This is a genomic window from Conchiformibius kuhniae DSM 17694 (assembly GCF_000428785.1).
GTDB lineage: Bacteria > Pseudomonadota > Gammaproteobacteria > Burkholderiales > Neisseriaceae > Conchiformibius > Conchiformibius kuhniae.
On sequence record NZ_AUAP01000011.1, the window covers coordinates 1 to 21811 of the forward strand.

Below are 21811 nucleotides of genomic sequence, written 5' to 3' on the forward strand. Positions count from 1 at the left end.
CAGACGGCAGTACGCATATGCGCCTTATACCGCAGCAGAAACTTCACTTCGGCAGCACAGATGGCAGCATTTGTCGGATTGGTGCCGAAAATGCACGAATCGGGACAGCAAAGGGGGCGGGTGATGTTATCCAAAAAAGGTTCGGCAGTATTGCGTGCAGCCTTGTATCTGCCTGCGGTCGTGTCAAAGAAATACAACCCTGATATTGCCGCCCAATACGCCCGTCTGCTGCAAAGGCAAAAAACGCCGATGCAGGCATTGGGCGCGGCGATGCGTAAATTGGTACATATTTGCTTTGGCGTATTGAAGCATCAAACGGTTTATCAGTCCCGTCAGTTGGAAATTTCTGCTACGGGGGGCTTGACTGGAAAGATGGTATCTACGCAGGTGGAATACATTGTTTCTGAATCAAAAATCAAGTAGGTTGGGTTGAAAACCCAACATTAATTTTTGATTGGAAAGAAATTATTTGGTTTATGCTTTGCTTCAACCCAAGCGGTGCGGGTTGGAAATGATTTTTTGAACAGCCTGAAATGTTTGTTCAGGCTGTTTATTATGGGTCAAAACCGCTCATCGGGCGCAAGGTAGCGCCATTGTCCTGCGGGCAGTTTGCCCAGTTTTACGCGCCCGATGCGTATCCGTTTGAGCCCGACCACGCGCAAGCCCACCAGTTCGCACATGCGGCGGATTTGCCGTTTTTTGCCCTGTGTCAGGATAAAGCGTAGTTGGTCGGCGTTTTGCCATGTTACTTTGGCGGGGCGCAGGGCTTCGCCGTCCAAGCTCAAGCCGTGGTTGAGCAGTGCCAAGCCCTGTTCGGAAAGTGTGCCGCGCACGCGCACCAAGTATTCTTTTTCGCTGCTGCCGTGTCCGCCAATCAGTTGTTTGGCGATGCGCCCGTCTTGGGTGAGCACCAATAAGCCTACGGAATCGATGTCCAAACGTCCGGCAGGGGCTAGGTGGCGCAGGTGTTGCGGGTCAAAATCGATGCGGCTGGTGTCGCCCGCCCAACGGTTGTTTGGGCTGATGAGTTCGGCGGCGGCGCGGTAGCCTTTTTCGGGCTGTCCGCTTACGAAGCCTACGGGTTTGTTCAGCAAGATGGTTACACGCTGTGCTTGTTGTTGGTGGGCGCGTTTGTCCAAGTCGATGCGGTCGGCGGGGCTGACTTTTTGCCCCAGCACCGCTACTGTGCCATTAACGCGCACCCAGCCGTTTGCGATGTAGGCATCGGCTTCGCGGCGCGAACACAGGCCCAGTTGCGCCATGCGTTTGGACAGGCGGACGGGTTTGGAAGGTGTCATTTTCGGATTGCGGAAAAGGTGAAAACGGTGATTATAGCGGTTTGTGGGGCAAGGCATCTGCACCGCTTGCAAATCGTGCGGTTAAGGTTACAATAGCGTTTTGTTTTACCTTTGTGTTTTTACGGGATTCCCGCCATGACGATGTTAAAATTTACCAAAATGCACGGTTTGGGCAATGATTTTATGATGGTGGACGGCATCAGCCAGCCGTTTGACCCCGCCGCCGCGCCGATTGCGGCGTGGGCCGACCGCCGTACCGGCATCGGTTTCGACCAATTGCTGCTGGTGGAGCGTCCTGCCCGCGCCGGTGCGGATTTCCGCTACCGCATTTTCAATGCGGACGGCGGCGAAGTGGAACAGTGCGGCAACGGTGCGCGTTGTTTTGTCAAATTCATCATCGAACAGGGCTTGAGCGACAAGCGCGAAATCGTGGTGGAAACCGCCAAAGGCATCATCAAGCCGCGCATGAACGATGACGGCTCGGTAACGGTAAACATGGGTGCGCCCACGTTTGTGCCGGAAGAAATCCCGTTTGTGCTGCGCGGCGGCGAAACGGCGGGGGCGAGCAGCCACATTGTGGTAAACGGCTTGGACAGCGCGGAAATGAGCATGGTGGGCATGGGCAATCCGCATGCGGTGATGTGGGTGGGCGATGTGGACGATGCGCCTGTGGAAGGCTGGGGCGAAGCTTTGCAGCGCCACCCGCGTTTTCCCGAACGGGTGAATGTGGGCTTTATGCAGGTGGTGGACAAAACCCACATCAAATTGCGCGTGTACGAGCGCGGCGCGGGCGAAACCCAAGCCTGCGGCACGGGCGCGTGTGCGGCGGTGGTGGCGGGGGTGCGTTTGAACCTGCTGGAAGCGGGGGCGGACGTGCGTGTGGATTTACCGGGCGGGGAATTGACGGTGTCGTGGCAGGAAGGCGGCGAAGTGATGATGAGCGGGCCTGCAGTACGGGTGTTTGACGGCGAAGTGGCGTATTGATGGCGGTGCTGCTGACAGTGGGTTTGTGCGCCGCGTTTGCGGGCTTTGCGTGGCGGGCGCGGGCGTGGGGGTTTTTGGCGGCGGCGGCGGCGGCGTGGCTGACGGCGGGCGCGGTGTCGCTGTGGGTGCTGGCGCGGCTGGGCATCACGGCGGATTGGGCTTTGCCGGCATACGGCTTGCAGATTGCCAACTTGACTTTGCTGCAATACGGTTTGCACATCTATTTGGGCTTGGGCGGGCTGTGCTTTTTGGCGGGCAGGGTCAGGCGCAATCCGCAGAGCGCAACGGCTTGGCGCATCGACAAGGCGGAAAGTGATTTTTTGTCGCTGTTGGCACTGGGCGGCGCGGTGCAGCTTGCCGCGTGGCTGACACTGGCGCTGCTGCTGTGGTGGCAATATCCGCAGGGCGGCACAGGGGTTTTGTCGTTCCGGCTGGTGCAGCTTTATTTGATGAACCCCGCCGCATGGTGGGTGGGGCAGGGCTTGCTGATGCTGGTGTTTTGGCTGCACCGCCGCGTGTTGTGCGGGCAAAGTTGCGCGTATTTTTCGCTGCCGCAATTGCAGGGCGGGTTTTTGTTGGCACTGTTTTGGCAGTTTTCCCGGATTAGCGGGCTGGACGTATGGTTGTTTTGGAAAGTGGCGGCGTGATGACGGCGGCGCGTCATCATTTAAAATTTTATACTTTAAATTCAGAATAATACAAAAGGTCGTCATTCCCGCGAAGACGGGAATCCATTGCCTGATGCTTGTGAAGCAAGCGTAGCTTGGGTTGAAACGAAGTGAAAACCCAACATTTTTCCGAAAATTTATGGATTTTGTTGGGTTTGCGCTTCGCGCCAACCCACCCTACACCTGCTTCGATTTGGATTCCCGCCTGTGCGGGAAGAGATTTTTCGGTCAATTGATGACACGCCCTAGATATTTATGTTCGCGGCAGATTTGAAAAAGGCGCAACCCATTCGGTAACCGATACCACTGTGGAAGCCGATTCTGAAAGAACCGCCATCGAATTGGCAAAGGAAAAAGCCTATAAATTCAGCCCAACCAAACGCGATTGGACTTGGAGAGTGACATCAGTAGAACGCAAATAAAAAAACGCCGTTTAACAAAAAACGGGTTGGACAATAATCCACCCCGTTTTTTTCAGGCAGCCTGAAAACCCTTACGCAATCTCCAAAGGCGCAAACGATTTTACCGTTTCGTCCACCGCCTGCACGCGCAACAAAAACTCTTCCAATAAATCAAGCGGTAACGCGCTCGCACCATCGCATTTGGCGCGGTCGGGGTCGGCGTGGCTTTCCAAAAACAAGCCTGCCAAACCGGTTGCCATACCCGCCATCGCCAACTCCAACACCTGCGCCCGCCGTCCGCCCGAAGCCGCCGCGCCCGCTTCGCGCTGTTGCAGGGCGTGGGTGGCGTCAAAAATCAGGGGCGTGTCGGGGCAAACGCGCTTCATCACGCCGAAGCCGAGCATATCCACCACCAAATTGTCGTAGCCGAATTGTGTACCGCGTTCGCACAAAATCACTTGGTCGTTGCCCGATTCTTTGAATTTTTCCACAATGTTCGCGGTTTGCGCGGGGCTGACAAATTGTGGTTTTTTGACGTTTATCACGCGACCCGTTGCCGCCATTGCTTTCACCAAATCGGTTTGCCGCGCCAAAAACGCGGGCAGTTGCAATACGTCTGCCACTTCGGCAACGGCGGCGCACTGGTGCGGCTCGTGCACATCGGTGATGACGGGAACGGCAAATTCGCGTTTCACCGCCGCCAAAATTTCCAAGCCCGCGTCCAAGCCCACGCCGCGATAGGAATGCACGGACGAGCGGTTGGCTTTGTCAAAAGATGCTTTGAAAACATAGGGAATGCCCAGTTTGGCAGTTACGCGGACGTAATGTTCCGCCGCGTGCAGGGTGGAATCCAAGTCTTCCAATACGTTGATGCCGCCGAACAAAACAAAGGGCAGGTGGTTGGCAAGGGTGATGTGGTGAATGCGGAGCATGGCAAGGGCTTTCAAAATCAGGCAAACGCGGCATCATAGCGGGCTTTGCGGCATACGGCAATGCGTTTTGCGCTACAATGGCGGTACGATTGACGATGCCCCGAACGTGCCTCATGCTCACCGATTTGGAAAAAAATGCGATTCGCGACCACTACCGCCAACTGGGCGACAATTTGTCCGGTTTCCGCCCCCGTGCCGCGCAGCGCGAGATGATTGCTGCGGTTGCCCAAACCTTTGCACGCAGTTTGCCGCAGCCCGAAGAAGGCGATGCGCCCGTGCGCGAAGGCGAAAGCATTGCCGTGATTGAAGGCCCGACCGGTGTGGGCAAGAGCTTGGCGTATTTGCTGGCAGGCACGATTATGGCGCAAACGCGGGGCAAACGGCTGATTGTGTCCAGTGCCACCGTTGCCCTGCAAGAGCAGCTTGTCGGGCGCGATTTGCCCCTGCTGGCGGAAAAAAGCGGCTTGGATTTCCGTTTTGCCTTGGCAAAAGGGCGCGGGCGTTATCTGTGTCCGTACAAGCTCTACCGTTTGACCCAAAATCAGGGGCAGGCAGATATGTTCGGCTTTGAAGCGCTGTGGGAACACAAACCCGCCAAAAGCGATTTGCTGCTGCTGGAAGAATTGGCATCGGCGTTTGCGGAACGGCGTTTTGACGGCGACCGCGACACTTGGGCGCGTCCGATTGCCGAACATGTGTGGCAGCAGGTGAGCAACGACAACCACGGCTGTTTGAAATCCGCCTGCCCCAACCGTGCCGAATGCCCGTTTTATCTGGCGCGGGACACTTTGGACGGCGTGGACGTGATTGTTGCCAATCACGATTTGCTGATGGTGGACATCGCCATGGGCGGCGGGGTGATTTTGCCCGCACCCGAACACAGCTTTTACTGCTTGGACGAAGCCCACCATCTGCCCAAAAAAGCCTTGAGCCGTTTTGCGGCGGAGCATTCGTGGACGAATGCGGTGTGGCTGCTGGAAAAATGGCCGCAGCAAACCGCCAAAATCGTTGCCATGTGCGGCAAAGACGAATTGGCAACCGCCGCAGACGATGCCGCCATCGCCCTTGCCGAATGCATGAACGAATGGGAAATCCGTTTGCGCGACATTCCGCAACTTGCCGACCATGCGGACGGGCGCGAAAGCGTGTGGCTGTGGCAGGACGGCAACATTCCCGAAAACTGTGCGCTGCTGGTGTCCAACTGCTTTACCGCATCGCAAACCCTGTTCAAACACAGCCAAGCCCTGCGCGAAGCCCTGTCGGCGGCGCGGCGCGACAAAGACAATGACGCCGGACAGATTGACCGCCTGAGTGCCGAATTTGGCGTGTTTGCCGCACGGGTGGAGCAGATGGCGGCGGTGTGGGCGCACATGGCGGCAGAGCGTGCCGACCAAACCGAACCGCCCCTTGCCAAATGGGTCGGCTGCCGCCGCGAAAACGGCAAAACCGATTGGACTTTCTACGCCGCGCCCATCAGCAGCGCGGGCTATCTGGCAAACGGCTTGTGGCGGCGGGCAGCGGGCGCGGTACTGACATCCGCCACCTTGCGCAGCTTGGGCAATTTTGATTTGCTGCTGCAACAAACCGGCTTGGTGTGGCTGCCGCAAACGCACACCTTGGCACTGGAAAGCCCGTTTGATTTTGCCAAACAGGGCGAATTATACGTTCCGCCCCTGCTTGCCAGCCCCAAAGACGCGGCGGCGCACACCGCCGAAATTGTCGAATGGCTGCCCAAACTCATCAGCGACACGGCGGCGGTGGGTACACTGGTGTTGTTCGCATCGCGGCGACAGATGCAGGACGTTGCCCTGCGTTTGACCGACACACTGCTGCCTTTCCTGCTGGTGCAGGGCGAACAGTCCAAAGCAGCCTTGCTGGCACAGCATCACCACAACCTTGAACAGGGCAAACCGAGCATTATTTTCGGCTTGGACAGCTTTGCCGAAGGCTTGGACTTGCCCGGTGAAGCCTGTGTGCAGGTCATCATCGCCAAGCTGCCGTTCGCCATGCCCGACAACCCGATTGAACAGACCAAAAACCGTTGGATAGAACAACGCGGCGGCAAGCCCTTTATGGAAATCACCGTACCCGAAGCCGCCATCAAGCTGGTGCAGGCGGTGGGGCGCCTGATTCGCACCGAAAACGACTACGGGCGCATCACCATTTTGGACAAGCGCGTCATCACGCACGGCTACGGCAGACAAATGCTGGCATCGCTGCCGCCGTTCCGCCGCATCACCTGATGACGCGCTTTAGGGCGTGTCATCATTTAAATTTTTCTACTGAAAATCCGTTCAATATAAAAAATGTGCCGTCATTCCCGCGCAGACGGGAATCCACGGCACGATGCTTGGCAAGCCATGTTTTTTATCAAGGTTTGTCGTGCTTTGATTTGGATTCCTGCCTGTACGGGAATGACGGCACAGGGGTTTTTCGGCTAATTGATGACGCGCCCTAACCGACCGTCCGCACCTGCAGGGTATCGGTCGAGCCGCTTTTGCCCATTTTTGCACCACTGGTGATGATGTACTGCTCGCCGCTTTGTAGCAGATTCCGCGCTTTCAGCAGGGCTTCAACCTGCTCCAGTGCCACATCGTGATTGTGGCTCACGCTCATGCGCAAGGGGCGCACGCCGCGATACATTGCCATGCGCCGTTGCACCAAACGGCTGGGCGTGAGCGCGTACACGGGAATCAAAATACCGTAGCGGCTGATGTGGAATGCGGTGGTGCCGCCTTCGGTGAGTGCCACAATTGCTTTGGCGCGGGTGTGGTGGGCGATGTGAACCGCCGCGCCGGCAATGGCGTGGTCGATGCGCCCCGTTTCCTGAATGTGGCTGTCGCCCGCGCCCGCCAGCGAGTCCTGTTCTTTTTCCACTGCCGCGCAAATCAGTGCCATTTGCCGCACCGTTTCATAGGGATACGCACCGATGGCGGTTTCGGCGGAACACATTACCGCATCGGTGCCGTCCAATACCGCGTTGGCAACGTCGCTGACTTCGGCGCGGGTCGGTATGGGATTTTGAATCATGCTTTCCATCATCTGCGTGGCGGTGATGCTGAAGCGGCGCAGCTCGCGGGCGCGGCGAATCATGCGTTTTTGCAGGGCGGGAACGGCGGCGTTGCCCACTTCCACCGCCAAATCGCCCCGCGCCACCATAATTCCATCCGCAGCTTTGATGATTTTGTCTAAATTTTCAATTGCTTCCACGCGCTCGATTTTCGCCACGATGCCGGGCTGTGTGCCGTTGCCGCACAGTTGTTGCAGCAAGGTGCGTACTTGGGCGATGTCGTCTGCATTTTTCACGAAACTCACCGCGATGTAGTCGCAGCCGATTTGCACGGCTGTTTGCAAATCGCTGATGTCTTTTTCGGTCAATGCGCCCGCGCTCAAGCCGCCGCCCGGCTTGTTGATGCCTTTGTTGCTGCGCAGCAGGTGGGTGTTTTGCACGGTGGTGCGGATTTCGCTGCCGCGCACTTCGTCCACTTTCAGGGTCAGCAAACCGTCATCAAGCAGCAGGGTGTCGCCCGCGCGCACATCTGCGGGCAATTGGCGGTAATCCAAACCGATGCGTTCGCGTGTGCCGGTGCCGGCAAACGCCGCGTCCAGCAGCAGGGTGTCGCCCGCTTCAAACACGATGCCGTCCGGGTCGGCGATTTTGCCGATGCGGATTTTCGGGCCTTGCAAATCCGCCATAATCGCCACTTCGCGCCCTGCCTGTTCTGCCGCGTGGCGCACGGTGCGGGCGTTGGCGGCGTGTTCGTCTGCCGTGCCGTGGCTGAAATTGAAGCGCACCACATTCAGGCAGCCCGCTTCAATCATGTCGCGCAACAGCGCGGCGTCGTTGCTGGCGGGGCCCAAAGTGGCGATGATTTTGGTGTTGTGGCGGATGCGGGTAATGTCGCGGGGTGTGTGTGTCATCATCTTGTTTCCAAAAAAGTTTCAAAAAAAGCCGCAAGCAGGAACGGGGTCTGTCCTGTTGCGGCGGAAATCAAATCAAACGTTTAGAACTTGTACTGCACACCTGCGCCCAAGTAGTTCGAGCCTTTCCATTGTGCGCCTTGCGTGTTGGTGCGCTTGGCATCGTTCAGGCGGAAAATGTGGTCGTAGTCTGCACGAACCGCCCAGTTTTCATTGACATTGTGGGTGATGCCCACGCCTGCGGTCGGACGGGCGACAAATTTGCCTTTGCCCAGTTCTTTGCTGTCGTACTGCACGCCTGCCGCACCGACTTTGCCGAATACGCGGGTGTTTTCGCCGACATTCGTACCGACTGTGGCACGCGCACCGAAGGCGCGTTGCAGGGCGCAAACAAATTGTTTGTAGTGGTGTCTGCGCGCGCCTTGGTAGAACACTTCGGTGCCGAGCAGGTCGTTGAACAGAATGCCCGCGCCGACTTGTCCGCCAAAACGGGTGTCGTCGCTGTTTTGACCGACAAAGATGTCGCCACTGCCGTAGGGGTTTTTAATGGTAACGTTGTCGCTGATGGTTACGCCGTTGTGCAGTGCGCCCATGGTGGCAAACACATAGGGGGCAACGCGTGCCGCGCTCATTTTCGGTGCGGGTTCGGCAACGGGGGCGGGCTCTTCAACGGGTGCGGGAGCGGGTTCTTCAACCGCAACCGGCTCGGGCTCTTTGACGAAGCGGACGGGGCGCGGGGCGTTGTCGCTGAACCAGTTGTCGCACTGACCCATGCTCACGCGCACCACTGTGCCTTCTTTGTCGGTGTAGGCATTGATGGGCATGTCGGGGCTGTAGGGGACGTATTTGCCTTGCAGGGCAACGGAAACGCCGTCCCGTCCGTCTTTGTGTCCGACACCCAAGTCGCACGCGCCCATTTTGTAGTCTTCACCCAAATCGCTCAGTTTGGCTTGCTGCACCCCTTTTTCGCCACGCCGCAGCAGGGGCGGTTTGTGGGTGAAGGGGGTGTAAAAGCGGGCGGTGCCGTTGCTGACGGCGGCATCGCATTCGGCGGCGGTGTCGTAGCCGACGTTGCCGTGTGCATCGGTAATCATTTCGGCTTGCGCGCCGGTGGCGCCCAGTGCCAGAAAGAGCGCCGATATGACTGATAAGATTTTGTTTTTCATGAACTTAATGCTCTTGTTGAAGTTTGGGATATAGGAGAAGACGCCAAGGCGCCGTCCTGCACGGCTACTGCTTTTCCGGTGGGGCGGCGGGGGTGCGTTCAGCCTTGCCAGTGTTTGGGGGTAGCCCTGTGTTGATTTTAAACGCGATGTCGGTATTTGGCAAGCGAAAGGCGTGTGTGCTGCGGTGTGCTTTGGGCGGGCTGGCGGGATAATTTTTGATTATTCAATTGCTTGTGCGGGTTGTGCTTGGCGGGCATGAAAAACGGGCTGCCCGTCCGACCGCAAAAGCAGCCGGCAGACAGCCCGTTGTTTGTTGTGCGGGGTGGGGGATTACATCATGCCCATGCCGCCCATACCGCCCATTCCACCCATGCCGGACATATCCGGTGCGGCGGCTTTGTCTTCAGGCAGCTCGGCAATCATGCACTCGGTGGTGAGCATCAAACCGGCGATGGACGCGGCGTGTTGCAGCGCGTAACGGGTTACTTTGGCGGGGTCGAGTACGCCCATGCCAATCATGTCGCCGTAGGTGTCGTTGCCCGCGTTGTAACCGAAATTGCCTTCGCCTTCCAACACTTTGTTCACGACTACGGATGCTTCGCCGCCCGCATTGGCAACGATTTGGCGCAGGGGCGATTCCACCGCACGCAGCACGATTTTCACGCCCGCTTCTTGGTCGGCATTGTCGGCATTGACTTTGCTCAAAGCCGCACGCGCGCGCAGCAGAGCCACGCCGCCGCCTGCCACCACGCCTTCTTCCACCGCAGCGCGGGTGGCGTGCAGGGCATCGTCCACACGGTCTTTTTTCTCTTTCATTTCCACTTCGGTGGCCGCGCCCACTTTAATCACGGCCACGCCACCCGCCAGTTTGGCAACGCGCTCTTGCAGCTTCTCTTTGTCGTAGTCGCTGGTGGCGGTTTCAATCTGCTTGCGGATTTCGCCCACACGCGCTTCAACGGCGGCCTTGTCGCCCGCACCGTCAATAATGGTGGTGTTTTCCTTACCGATTTCAATGCGTTTGGCCTGACCCAAGTGGTCGAGCGTGGCCTGTTCCAAAGACAAGCCCACTTCTTCGGCAATCACGGTGCCGCCGGTGAGAATGGCGATGTCTTGCAACATGGCTTTGCGGCGGTCGCCGAAGCCGGGCGCTTTCACGGCAACGGTTTTCAGAATGCCGCGAATATTGTTCACCACCAAAGTCGCCAGCGCTTCGCCTTCCACGTCTTCGGCGATAATCAGCAGGGGGCGACTGGTTTTGGCAACTTGCTCCAACACGGGCAGCAGGTCGCGGATATTGCTGATTTTTTTATCAAACAGCAACACAAACGGGCTGTCCAAACCGGCGATTTGCTTGTCCACATCGTTCACGAAGTAGGGCGACAGGTAGCCACGGTCAAACTGCATGCCTTTCACGACTTCCAATTCGTTTTCCAGCGATTTGCCGTCTTCTACGGTAATCACACCTTCCTTGCCCACTTCCTGCATGGCATCGGCGATGATTTTGCCGACCGATTCATCGGAGTTGGCGGAAATGGAACCCACTTGGGCGATTTGCTCGTAGGTTTCGCAGGGCTTGGCGATGTTGGCCAGTTCGTCCACCAAGGCGGCAACGGCTTTGTCGATGCCGCGTTTCAGGTCGGTGGGGTTCATGCCGGCGGTAACGTATTTCATGCCTTCGGCAACAATGGCTTGCGCCAGAACGGTGGCGGTGGTGGTGCCATCGCCCGCCACGTCGTTGGTTTTGGACGCGACTTCTTTTACCATTTGTGCGCCCATGTTTTCAAATTTGTCTTTCAGCTCGATTTCTTTGGCTACGGACACGCCGTCTTTGGTGATGTGCGGGCCGCCGAATGAACGGTCAAGCACCACGTTGCGGCCTTTCGGGCCCAAAGTAACGCGCACGGCATTCGCCAATACGTTTACGCCGTTTACCATTTTTTGGCGCACGTCCGCGCCGAATTGTACGTCTTTAGCTGCCATCTGGGATTAGCTCCGATAATTGTTGATTTCAATAAATAATGTTGTATTTTCAGGCTGCCTGAAACTTATTCTACGATGCCGAAAATGTCTTCTTCGCGCATCACCAGCAGTTCTTCGCCGTCCACTTTGACGGTTTGACCACTGTATTTGCCGAACAGGATTTTGTCGCCGACTTTAACGTCCAAAGTGCGGCGCGAGCCGTCTTTGTTCACTTTGCCCGCGCCCACGGCGATGATTTCGCCCATGTCGGGTTTCTCGGCGGCGGAACCGGGCAGAATGATGCCGGAGGCGGTTTTTTCTTCGGCTTCAAGGCGTTTCACAACCACGCGGTCGTGCAGGGGACGGATTGTCATGTGTGTTTTCTCCAAAGTTGGGTTTATTGGGCGGCGCGGTTGCGCCGAAATCCATACAGCCCGCTAAATAGGGCTGCGGCGGACGAATTCAAGCGCAAGGCGGCGATTTTTTTTCAGGCTGCCTGAAAGTTTCGGATTTTGCAAAACAAAAATTACAACCACAGCCACGCCCACACCTTGCGCCCTTCGCTTTGCAGTAAAGTAAAGGTGCGGGCGGCGGCGGCGGTGTTCATGCACTCGATGCCGATGCCCTGCGCGGCGAGTGCGGCGATGATTTGCGCGGGCAGAAAATGCTGTTTTGCGCCTGTGCCGAGCAGCACCACTTCCGCTCCCGCTTCGCGGGCGGCGCGGAAGCTGTCGGCGGTCAAATCCGTCCACGCGGCTTCGGCGGGCGCGGACACTGCGCCGCCGCCCAAAATCACGGCGCGGTAGCATTGCCCGCCGATGTGCAAACCTTCCGGTGTGATGGCGTCAATCACCGGCACATCGGCGCATACTTCTTCAATATTCATCAATATTCCTTTTGGGTATCAAACCATGAAAATCAGTGCAGTGGCATCAGGCCGGTGCCGTGCTGTGCGTTGAAACATACGGCTTGCAAAAACGCACATACGGCACCAGCAGAAAATGTTCCCCACGCTTGCCCTGATAGCCGTATTTGGCATACCAGCTCAAATCGTGCTGCCAAACCCGCACGGTGGTAAAACCGAGCATGGTTACATCAAAATGTTGTTTGCACCGCTCCTGCTGAAAGTTTTTGGAAAAACACGCCAACATGGTTTGGTTTTTGCGCCCGACAAATCCCGTGCAACGGTGCGGCACGGTTTTGTCGCCGCATTCGGTCATGCCCGCCAGCGAAGTGCGCTCCGCACACCATGCGCCTTCCCGACAAATGGTGTGTTCCAGCAAAGCGCGTCCCGCTTCCGTAACCAGCTCGGGCGGGGTCAGCCAAATTTCGTCCAACTGCAAAAAACGGTGGAAAACCAATTGTTCGGGCGCGGCAACGGCGGGCAATTCAAAGGCGCGGGCATCGTGCTGCTGCCGTAAAACCTGCTGCAAAACCGTGTCGCAAGCGTGTTCGCACTGCAACACGGTCAAGCCTGTTTTGGCGCGGGTGAGCGCAACATACAGGGCGCGGACGGTGTCTGCATTCGGGCATTGCCGGTATCCGAATTGGTCAATCAGATAAACATGGTCAAACTCCATGCCTTTGGCACGGTGGAAACTCAACAGCGACAATTTCGGTTCGGCTTGGTGGACGGCTTGTGACAAGATTTCGGCGGCGCGGCTGCGGCTGATGTCGTGTTCGCCGGCAAAGGCAGCGCGAATCGCCGCCCAAGCGTGGTCGAGCGTGTTGAAGCCGTTTTGTCGGCGCCAGTTTTCCAGATATTCGCCCGCCTCGCCGTTTATCGGGGCAAGCGGTTGTTCGAGCAGGTGGTCGAGCAGGGCTTGTCCGACCACGCTTTCTGCGGGTTGCAGGTCGGTTTGGTGGTGGCGGCGGGCGCAAATGCCGTTTTGTTCGAGATAGTGCTGCACCACGTCAAAGCCCTGCCATTCGCGGCAGAGTACGGCGATGCGGGCGTTCGGTTGTTCGCGCATGGTGCGGGCGATGTCTTGTGCCAGCCACGCGCCCATGTCGGCGCGGCGTTCGTGGCGGAACAGGGTGTAACGTATGGCTTGGGCGGTATCTTGGCGGTGGGCGCGGATGGCGTGTTGTGCCGATTTGAGCCGGTGTTCGGGCGGCAGGGCGGCGGCGATGTAGCGGTTGGACAGGGCAACCAGATTGGCGCGGCTGCGGTAGTTTTCGTTTAAAACGTATTGTTTGGATTCGTCAATGCGGTAGTGTCCGGCAAAACGGCGGATAAATTCGATGCTGGCGCCGCGAAAGGCGTACAGGTTTTGGTCATCGTCGCCCACTGCCATCAGATAGCCTTGCTGTTCGGGGTCGCCCGCATCGGTGTCCATCGCCGCCAGCAGCTCAATCATGCGGAATTGGACGGCATCGATGTCTTGAAACTCGTCTACCATAATGTATTGGTAATACGGTTTTTCTTCTTGGCTTTCCAAGATGGCGACGGCGTTTTCCATCAGCCAGTGGTAGCGGGATTCTTTGTCGTTGCCGCGCAGGCGGGGGAAGCGGCGTTGAATGTCGGCAAGGGCGGCGGCGGGCGCGTCTTTTTCGCTGCATGCGCCGATTTGCCGTGCCAAGCCGTGAAAGGTGCTGACGGTAACGGCGTCGGCATCGCGCCCGAGCAAACGCCGCAAACGTTGGCGCAACTCGGCAGCCGCCGTACTGCCGTATGCCAGCACCAAAATCTTTTCCGGCATGATGTGTTCGCGGGTGATGAGCCGGACGATGCGGTGGACGATGACGGTGGTTTTGCCCGAACCGGGCCCCGCCAGAACCAAAGCGGCGCGTCCGGCTTCGTTGATGACGGCGTTTTGCACGGCACTGAATGCGGGCGTTTCCGCAGCCGTGTCGGGGCGGAGCGGGTAGGGGTGCAGGGTCGGCTCGGTTTGTACGAAATACCGTTGTACGACTTCCGCCAAACCGTAGCGGAAATAGTCTTCCAAAATTTCACGGCGTTGTTCGGGCGTGTCGCTGTCCAGCCAACGGCAGAGTATGTGCAGGCGTTGGCAGCGTTCGCGGTAGTGGCGGTCGAGATAGGCGTAGGCATTGGCGTGATAGCGGTTGCGGGCGTGCTTGCCGGTGGGGTTGCCGATGAAAAACAGGCTGCCGCACTGTTCGTCCATGCGGCTCATGTCAATCAGCCCGAGTTTTTGCAGGGTTTCCAATTGTGCCAACAGTGTGTCGGGGGCTTGCCGGCGTTCGTGTGCCAACTGTTCGAGTGCGAAGCCGGTGCCGTTGTCGGCGTGGTCGGGCAAACGGGCATACAGATACCGGCACAGCCCGTAGAGTTCGGACAGGCATTGTTGTGCGCGTGCCAGCCAGTTTTGCCAAGTGCCGTCAATCTCCGGTGCGGGGGAAACCAGCACTTCCGCCGCATTGCGGCTGCGGTAGCCGATGATGCCCATTGCCCGAAGCGGCGCGAGCAGCTCTTGACGCAGGTCGCGGCAGGGGCATTGCCGTTGGGCGAGCAGGTTGGACAAGGCGGGCAGGTACACGCGCAGCGCACCGCTTTCGTCTGCGGGCGCATCGCCGCCGTATTGGCAAACGGTTGCCAAGATTTTGCTTTGGCGGCGGAACCACGCTTCATGGTTGCGCCGCACGCGGCGGATGTGCACTTCTGCCTGCCAGTGTGCCAGTTGCGCCCGCACCAGTTCTTGCAGCTTGTTGAGCAGGGCTTTGACGGAACAGTCGAGCAGCAGTGCCAATTCGGGCAGGTAAAACGCTTGGCAGGTGCGTGTGTGCGGCAACAATGCGTGCAAACGCCGGTAAAAAGCAAGCGTGTGTTCATTGACGGCGGTGTCGGGCGGGTCTGCCAGCCCGATGCGTATCCAAGCGGGCAGACGGGCGTGTTCGACCAGCAGCCCGTAGCGTTCCAATGCCAGCAGGGCAACGCGGATTTGCGTGTCCAAATCTTCGCCGCCGTCTTCGTGCGGCAAAATCGCGGCAAGGGTGTGGCTGCCGAACCATTGCCCGCTTGGCGGACGTGCCAACACGGAGCGCATTTGCGACCAACAGTCGTTTAAGGTTTTGCTGTTGGGAATGCGGCTGCGGCGTTCTTGGCGGAACAGGGCTTCGGTGTCTTCTGCCGACCAGAACAGATGGGCTTGCGCCCGTTCGCCGTGTTTGCGGGCGGCGCGTCCGATTTCCTGCACATACGATTCCAAATGGGCGGGCGGTTCGTAGTGGACAACGGTGTGAATGCCTTTTTTGTCGATGCCCATGCCGAAAGCATTGGTGCAGACCACCACGTCCCATTCGTGATTTTTAAAGCGGCGCAAAATGTCTTTTTTTTGGCTTTCGGGCAGCTTGGCATGGTAGGCGGCACACGCCAGACCCGATGCTTGCAAATCGCGGGCGTAGCTTTCGCAACGTTTGCGGCTGCGTACATACACCAGCGCGGTGGCGCATTCGGGGTGTTCGGGGTGGGCTTGGACGTAGGTGCGGTGATTGTCGTGCAGCAGTTTGCTGACGGGGGCGAAGCGGTGTGCGGCGGGCAGCCGGTGGACGAACGTGGTGATTTCGGCACGGGAAACCTGCCAATCTTCGGCAGCGATGCCGCAGGGAATCAGGCTTTTGCCGCCGGTCAAACGGACGAGTTTGTCGGCAAATTCGCGTTGCAGGTCTTCGCGCACACGCGGCGAAGCGGTGGCGGTGAGCAGGGCGAATGCGGGCGGACGGACAAAGTTGTGTTCGGGCGCGTCAAACAAATCCGTTCCGACACTTGCGCCGTCCGTGATGCCGTAGCAGGCATTGATGTGGTCGGCAATGCGCAGAAAATCGGGGCGGAAATCCGTTCCCCATTGGCTTAAGGTGTGCGCTTCGTCCAATACCCACAATTCGGGCGGACGGTTTTTCAGCAGTTGGCGCACCGAATGGCTGCCCAAACGCTCGGGACTCAAATACAGTATGTCGATATTGCCCTGCCACACGCCGTTGAGAATGTCCTTTTGCACGGCTTCGCCCTGTCCCGAAATCAGACAGGCGATGCGTTCGGCATAGGCGGGGGCTTGTGCCTGCAAATTGATGACTTGGTCTTCCATCAGGGCTTTGAGCGGCGACACCACCACCGTCAGGCTGCGGCGGTATTTGCTTAAAATCAGTGCGGGCAGTTGGAATGCCAAGCTTTTGCCGCCGCCGGTGGGCAGCAAACCCAGCGCGATGCCTTCGCGTGCCAAAACGGTACGGGCAACCGAAAGTTGCCCTTCGCGCAAGCCTTGAAAATCGGGAATGCGCAACAGGCTGCGGCATTCGCGATTGAGTGTGTCGGCATCGGTGGGTTCGACCTGCCAAAACGTGCGTTCTGCCGCTTGGAACACGCGCCCGTGTGCGGCGTGTTTGAGCAGCCAAGTCGGACGCCGTGCCTGCGGCTTGTCGAAATGGTACAACCAATGCACAAACACCGCCAAGCCGAGCCATTGCCACGAAGAATGCGCTTCGTGCGGGGGTGCCGACAGGGCGGTGCGGATGTGCTTAATCAGCGCGGTGCGGTTGCCTTCGGGCAGCAGCGACAACAGGCTGCGCGATTTTGCGGCAGACGGCTGCGGTGCGCCAAACAAATCCGACACGGGCAGTAAGCCGCAAAACAGCCGCGCCGTTGCAAAATCCAATTGCGCCCAAATGTCGCGGCACAAATCCCACAAGGCGCGGCTTTCCGCACAATCGGCAAGCGGGTCGTTGCGCCCGCTTTGGCAACGGTAGAGTTTGGCGAGCGCGTAGCGGGGCTGGTGGGGAATGAGCAGGGTGGCAAGATACAGCGTGTCGGCGCATTTCTGCCGCCATTGTGCCAGCACGTCGTCGCCGCAGTGCAGCAAACGTGCCAGATGCGGCAGGTCGAATTCAAAAATATTGTGTCCGCCCAGCCAACGCGCCGATGCCAAAAGCTGCCGCACCGTGTCGCCCTGCGTGTGCAAATCGTCCGCATCAAAACGCCACGCACAGCCGTATGCCAAAAACGCCCCTTCCAGCAAATCGCCGCTTTGCGGACACATTTCCAAGTCCAGCCACAGCACATCGGCGCCCGCGCCGTTGGCTTGTGCCGACAACAGCGCGTCTGCCGTATTTCCCGTTTGCGGCAACGGTTCGGCGCGGCGCAGCCGTTCTTGCAGGCGTTCGTACAACATAAAAACACATCGGGGCAGGACAAGGCGCGATGATAACACATCGTCCCCGTCCCGCCCCTGCGCGTGCGGCAAATCAACGGCTTTGACCGTCTGTTTCCGTCCGTCCCGCCATGCGGTTGATGATTTTCCCACCGCGAATCTGATGAACAACGGCAAACAAAATATGTCCCGCCGCCAAAGCAAACAACAGCCATGCCAAACTGCCGTGCCAGCCGCCCGCCTTCACCAGCCAGCCAATCCGTTCCGGCGCGGCGGGCAGCACCGTGATGCCGAACACCTCCAAGCTGCCGCGTGCCGAACCGTATTGGCGCATCAACGCCACCGCCGGCACTGCCAACATCAGCACATACAGCACACCGTGTCCGATGTGCGCCCCCACATGGCTGCGCGGACGGCGCGTGCGGTTGCCCAACGCCCACGCCACCCGCAGCAGTGCCAGCACCATCAACACAAAGCCCGCACTTTTGTGATAGCCCACCAAGCTGAAATAATCTTCATCGTAATTCCACGCGGCTGCCGTAAACAGCATAAAGCCGAACAAAACCGCCATCGTCCAATGTAAAAAGCGGCTCACGCTGCCGTAGCGTTGCCGCGAATCCGGTTGCATCATGATTTGGCATATCCAATGTTGTAAAAAAATAATTATAATCCCGATTGAAAAAACATTTGTTTTAAAAAGGTAAAGAAATGAAAAATGTTGGCTGCGGTAAAAAAGCGAAAAATTGTGTCAAAAAACGCTTGCGCTTTTGTGCCGTGCCAGTATAATGCGAATCCAGTAGCGGGTCTCTCCGCATGATGATTTCAGGCAACGGGTCAGGGGCGGAAGCCAGCAGCCCACTTGGGAAAGTCAGTGCCGGAGGACGGGCTCGCTACCACTTTTCATGATGATTTCCTTTCTGGTTGAGATAAAATCCTGTTTCGGCAACGAAACAGGATTTTATCTTTGTCCCGCGCCCGTGCAAAAACAGCACCGTCATGCCCGCACAATCCGCCCGGACGATGCTGTGGTTTTGCCGCTAGGGTGTGTCATCATTTAAATTTTTCTAATATAAATCAGTATAATGCCAAAATGCCGTCATTCCCGCGCAGGAGGGAATCCACTGCCTGATGTTTGTGAAGCAAGCGTAGCTTGGGTTGAAACGAAGTGAAAACCCAATATTTTTCCGAAAATTTATGGATTTTGTTGGGTTTGCGCTTCGCGCCAACCCAACCTGCACCTGTGCGGGAATCCACATCGAAGCACGACAAACCTTGAAAAAGACATGGCTTGCCAAGTATCGGGCAGTGGATTTCCACCCGTGCGGGCATAACGGCATTTTTTATAATTAATTAATTTTTAATGAAATAATCTAAATAATGACGCGCCCTAAATCATAATGCGTTTTACGCTTCCGCCACCGCTTCGCGGGCGAAGGTTTTTTCGCAATAATGGCATTTGAGCTTGGTTTGCCTGCCCTGCACGCGCACGTAAAAACGGCTCGATACGGGTTCGCCGTGGCTGGCGCAATTGGTGTTCGGGCAGCGAAACACTTCGCTGATGGTGTCGGGCAGACGCAAACGCATTTTGCCGACCACGTTGAAATCGCGGATTTGGTTCACCACCGCTTCGGGCGCAAACAGTGCCAAACGGTTGGCATCTTGTTCGGAAAACAAGACGTTTTTGATTTTGATGATGTCTTTGCTGCCTTGTGTGCGGCTGGGCAGGTTGAAGCCCACCGTTACCGCGTTGCCGTAGTGCAGGAGCTTGAATTGGCGCAAGATGCTTAAGCCTAATCCGGCGGGAATGTGGTCGATGACGGTGCCGTGCTCGATGGCTTCCACGCTGAGTTTTTTTTGTTCCATCGCGTTTTCCTATTTTCCTATACTTTTTCGTTTAAAATCAGGGATAAAATCGCCATTCGCGCATACACGCCGTTTTGTGCCTGTTCAAAGTAATGGGCGTGGGGGGTGGTGTCCACGTCGGGGTGGATTTCGTCCACGCGGGGCAGGGGGTGCAGCACGCGCAAATTGTTTTTCGCGCCCGCCAGCATGGCGGCGTGCAGGTTGAATTTGCCTTGGATTTTGGCAAATTCTTCGGCATCGAAGCGTTCGCGCTGCACGCGGGTCATGTATAAGATGTCTGCCCATGCCACTGCGTTTTCCAAGTTGTCGAAAATCTGCCAGTCGCAGCCGGTTTCGTCCAGCTCTGCGGTGATGTAGTCGGGCATGGCAAGGCTGGGCGGGGAGACGAAGGCGAAACGGCAGCCGAAGTTTTTCAGGGCTTGGGCGAGCGAATGGACGGTGCGCCCGTATTTCAGGTCGCCGCACATGGCGATGTTCAGTTTGTCCAATGTGCCTTGTGTTTCGTAGATGGTGAGCAGGTCGAGCAGGGTTTGGCTGGGGTGTTGGTTGGTGCCGTCGCCGGCGTTGATGACGGGAACGGCGGAAAATTCGGCGGCAATGCGTGCCGCGCCGTCTTTGGGGTGGCGCTGGATGATGGCATCGGCGTAGCCGGAGATGATGCGGGAGGCATCGGCAAGGGTTTCGCCTTTTTTGGCGCTGGTGTTGGCGCCGTCCGAAAAGCCGATGATTTGTCCGCCCAAACGCTGTACGGCGGTTTCAAACGACAGCCGTGTGCGGGTGGAGGGTTCGTAAAAGCAGGAGGCAATCAGTTTGCCCGCCAAAAGGTCGTGGCGCGGTTGGCGTTTGAGTTGCAGGGCGGTGTCGAGCAGGGTGTGCAGTTGTTCGCTGCTCAGGTCGGAAACGGAAATCAGGTGTTGTCGGTAAAGCGGGTTGGGCATGGACGTTCCTTATCGGGAGAAAAACGGCAAAAAAGCCCGTTGTGAAACGGGCTTGTGGCAAAACGGCAGGGCTGCCGCACGGGTGGCGGCAGCAGTAAAAGGGGCATGGGGTGCGGCAAACATGGCAACATCGGGCAAAACGGCAACGGCGCGGATTATAGCGGCGGTGCGGGTGGCGGGCAAGTTTGCCGCAGGGTGGGTTATGCCAGTTGTGCCAACCACCGCGCCGCCTGCGCCCGCACCTGTTCGGGCGCGGTGCCGCCCAAATGGTTACGCGCGTTCAGGCTGCCTTCGGGCGTGAGTACGGCAAACACGTCTTCCGCAATCAAATCGCTAAAACTTTGCAAAGTTTCCAAAGCCAAATCCGCCAAATCGCAACCCTGCTGCTCGGCATGGCGCACGGCGCGGGCAACGACTTCATGACTGTCGCGGAAGGGCAGCCCCTTTTTCACCAGATAATCTGCCAAATCGGTGGCGGTGGCAAAGCCCTGCAACACGGCAGCGCGCATGTTTTCGCGTTTCACGGTAACACCGCGCATCATGTCGGCGTAAATGCGCAGGGTGTCGCGCACGGTGTCCACCGTGTCAAACAAAGGCTCTTTGTCTTCCTGATTGTCTTTGTTGTAAGCGAGCGGCTGCGATTTCATCAACACCAGCAAGCCGGTGAGATGCCCGATGACGCGCCCCGATTTGCCGCGCACCAACTCCGGCACATCGGGATTTTTTTTCTGCGGCATGATGGACGAGCCGGTGCAGAAACGGTCGGCAAGGTCGATAAAGCCGAAGCGCGGACTCATCCACACAATCAGTTCTTCGGAAAGGCGGCTCAAGTGAATCATCAGCAGCGAAGCGGCGGCGGTAAACTCAATGGCGAAATCGCGGTCGGACACCGCGTCCAGAGAATTTTGGCAGATTTGTTCAAAATCCAAGAGCTTGGCAGTGGTTTCGCGTTGAATCGGGAAAGTCGTGCCCGCCAAGGCAGCCGCGCCGAGCGGCATACGGTTTACGCGTTTGCGGCAATCCGCCATGCGCTCGTCATCACGCCCCAGCATTTCCACATACGCCAGCAGGTGATGCCCGAAGCTGACGGGCTGCGCCACCTGCAAATGGGTAAAGCCCGGCATCACCGCATCGGCGTGTTGTGCCGCCAGTTCCGCCAAGGCAGTTTGCAAGTCGCGGATTAAGTTGCGGATTAAGTCAATTTCGCCGCGCAACCACAAACGGATATCCGTAGCCACTTGGTCGTTGCGGCTGCGCCCCGTGTGCAGGCGTTTGCCCGCATCGCCGATTTTGTCGGTAAGACGGCGCTCGATGTTCATATGCACGTCTTCCAAATCCAGCGACCATTGCAGGCTGCCTGAAGCGATGTCGTCCTGAATTTCCGCCATGCCGCGCCGAATGTCCGCCCAATCCTGCGCCGACAAAATGCCCGCTTCGTGCAGCATCTGCGCGTGCGCCAGCGAGCCTTGAATATCGGCCTGCGCCAAGCGTTTGTCAAAATCAATCGAGCCGGTGTACTGTTTCACCAGCTCGGACACGGGTTCGTCAAAACGTCCCGACCAAGTTTTGTTGCTCAT

At 57.7% G+C, this 21811-nt stretch carries 17 protein-coding genes and 1 other RNA gene; 5 read left to right on the top strand and 13 right to left on the bottom strand.

The window, feature by feature from the left end:
- Positions 1-423: transposase (locus G392_RS12205; RefSeq protein ID WP_156900810.1), on the top strand; the 423-nt coding region annotated here is incomplete at its 5' end.
- Positions 424-560: 137 nt separating this feature from the next.
- On the opposite strand, the gene G392_RS0105200 is transcribed toward G392_RS12205, so the two are convergent.
- Positions 561-1298, bottom strand: coding sequence for a pseudouridine synthase (locus G392_RS0105200; protein WP_027009379.1), 738 nt, complete (start codon positions 1296-1298; stop codon positions 561-563).
- Between the two features lie 135 nt (positions 1299-1433).
- Between G392_RS0105200 and dapF the strand changes: the two genes are divergently transcribed.
- Both dapF and G392_RS13005 read left to right on the top strand, forming a co-directional pair.
- Complete coding sequence (gene dapF, locus G392_RS0105205) at positions 1434-2282, top strand: diaminopimelate epimerase (protein WP_027009380.1); 849 nt, start codon at positions 1434-1436, stop codon at positions 2280-2282.
- The gene (locus G392_RS13005) at positions 2282-2929 is read left to right on the top strand and encodes a hypothetical protein (protein ID WP_051255594.1); all 648 of its coding nucleotides are present in this window, start codon (positions 2282-2284) and stop codon (positions 2927-2929) included. The genes dapF and G392_RS13005 overlap by 1 nt, the downstream gene beginning before the upstream one ends.
- A gap of 514 nt (positions 2930-3443) precedes the next feature.
- Here the strand turns inward: G392_RS13005 and kdsA are convergent.
- Positions 3444-4283 (bottom strand): 3-deoxy-8-phosphooctulonate synthase, encoded by an 840-nt coding sequence (gene kdsA, locus G392_RS0105215; RefSeq protein WP_027009381.1) that lies wholly within the window; start codon positions 4281-4283, stop codon positions 3444-3446.
- 113 nt (positions 4284-4396) lie between these two features.
- Here kdsA and dinG point away from each other — a divergent pair, with 113 nt between their 5' ends.
- Complete coding sequence (gene dinG / locus G392_RS0105220) at positions 4397-6526, top strand: ATP-dependent DNA helicase DinG (RefSeq protein WP_027009382.1); 2130 nt, start codon at positions 4397-4399, stop codon at positions 6524-6526.
- 211 nt (positions 6527-6737) lie between these two features.
- On the opposite strand, the gene pyk is transcribed toward dinG, so the two are convergent.
- The 7 genes from pyk to G392_RS12215 all read right to left on the bottom strand — a co-directional run bounded on the left by pyk (position 6738) and on the right by G392_RS12215 (position 18064).
- Complete coding sequence (gene pyk / locus G392_RS0105225; RefSeq protein ID WP_027009383.1) at positions 6738-8204, bottom strand: pyruvate kinase; 1467 nt, start codon at positions 8202-8204, stop codon at positions 6738-6740.
- Between the two features lie 83 nt (positions 8205-8287).
- Positions 8288-9370: an outer membrane beta-barrel protein gene (locus tag G392_RS0105230; RefSeq protein WP_034334503.1), complete on the bottom strand. Its 1083-nt coding sequence runs from the start codon at positions 9368-9370 to the stop codon at positions 8288-8290.
- A gap of 330 nt (positions 9371-9700) precedes the next feature.
- Positions 9701-11350 carry a chaperonin GroEL gene (groL, locus tag G392_RS0105240; protein WP_027009385.1) on the bottom strand — a complete coding sequence of 550 codons (1650 nt, stop codon included), beginning with the start codon at positions 11348-11350 and terminating at the stop codon, positions 9701-9703.
- A 65-nt stretch (positions 11351-11415) separates the two neighbouring features.
- Entirely contained in the window at positions 11416-11703 is a 288-nt protein-coding gene (gene groES, locus G392_RS0105245) for a co-chaperone GroES (RefSeq protein ID WP_027009386.1), read from the bottom strand.
- A gap of 152 nt (positions 11704-11855) precedes the next feature.
- Positions 11856-12215, bottom strand: a complete 360-nt coding sequence (locus G392_RS0105250) for an Mth938-like domain-containing protein (RefSeq protein WP_027009387.1) — start codon at positions 12213-12215, stop codon at positions 11856-11858.
- Positions 12216-12261: 46 nt separating this feature from the next.
- The gene (locus G392_RS0105255; protein ID WP_027009388.1) at positions 12262-17454 is read right to left on the bottom strand and encodes a UvrD-helicase domain-containing protein; all 5193 of its coding nucleotides are present in this window, start codon (positions 17452-17454) and stop codon (positions 12262-12264) included.
- A 73-nt stretch (positions 17455-17527) separates the two neighbouring features.
- A complete protein-coding gene (locus G392_RS12215) occupies positions 17528-18064 on the bottom strand; it encodes a cytochrome b/b6 domain-containing protein (RefSeq protein WP_034334505.1) in 537 nt (178 codons plus the stop codon).
- A gap of 167 nt (positions 18065-18231) precedes the next feature.
- Here G392_RS12215 and ffs point away from each other — a divergent pair.
- Positions 18232-18328, top strand: an RNA gene (gene ffs / locus G392_RS13250) — signal recognition particle sRNA small type.
- Between the two features lie 509 nt (positions 18329-18837).
- Here the strand turns inward: ffs and pyrI are convergent.
- Genes pyrI through argH form a run of 4 tightly spaced genes read right to left on the bottom strand, consistent with a single transcriptional unit; the run spans position 18838 to position 21811 of the window.
- Positions 18838-19296 (bottom strand): aspartate carbamoyltransferase regulatory subunit, encoded by a 459-nt coding sequence (pyrI, locus tag G392_RS0105270; RefSeq protein ID WP_027009391.1) that lies wholly within the window; start codon positions 19294-19296, stop codon positions 18838-18840.
- A 17-nt stretch (positions 19297-19313) separates the two neighbouring features.
- On the bottom strand, positions 19314-20234 hold the full coding sequence (gene pyrB, locus G392_RS0105275) for an aspartate carbamoyltransferase (protein WP_027009392.1): 921 nt from the start codon (positions 20232-20234) through the stop codon (positions 19314-19316).
- Between the two features lie 9 nt (positions 20235-20243).
- Complete coding sequence (locus G392_RS13560) at positions 20244-20456, bottom strand: hypothetical protein (RefSeq protein ID WP_156900811.1); 213 nt, start codon at positions 20454-20456, stop codon at positions 20244-20246.
- Positions 20435-21811 carry an argininosuccinate lyase gene (argH, locus tag G392_RS0105285; protein ID WP_027009393.1) on the bottom strand — a complete coding sequence of 459 codons (1377 nt, stop codon included), beginning with the start codon at positions 21809-21811 and terminating at the stop codon, positions 20435-20437. The genes G392_RS13560 and argH overlap by 22 nt, the downstream gene beginning before the upstream one ends.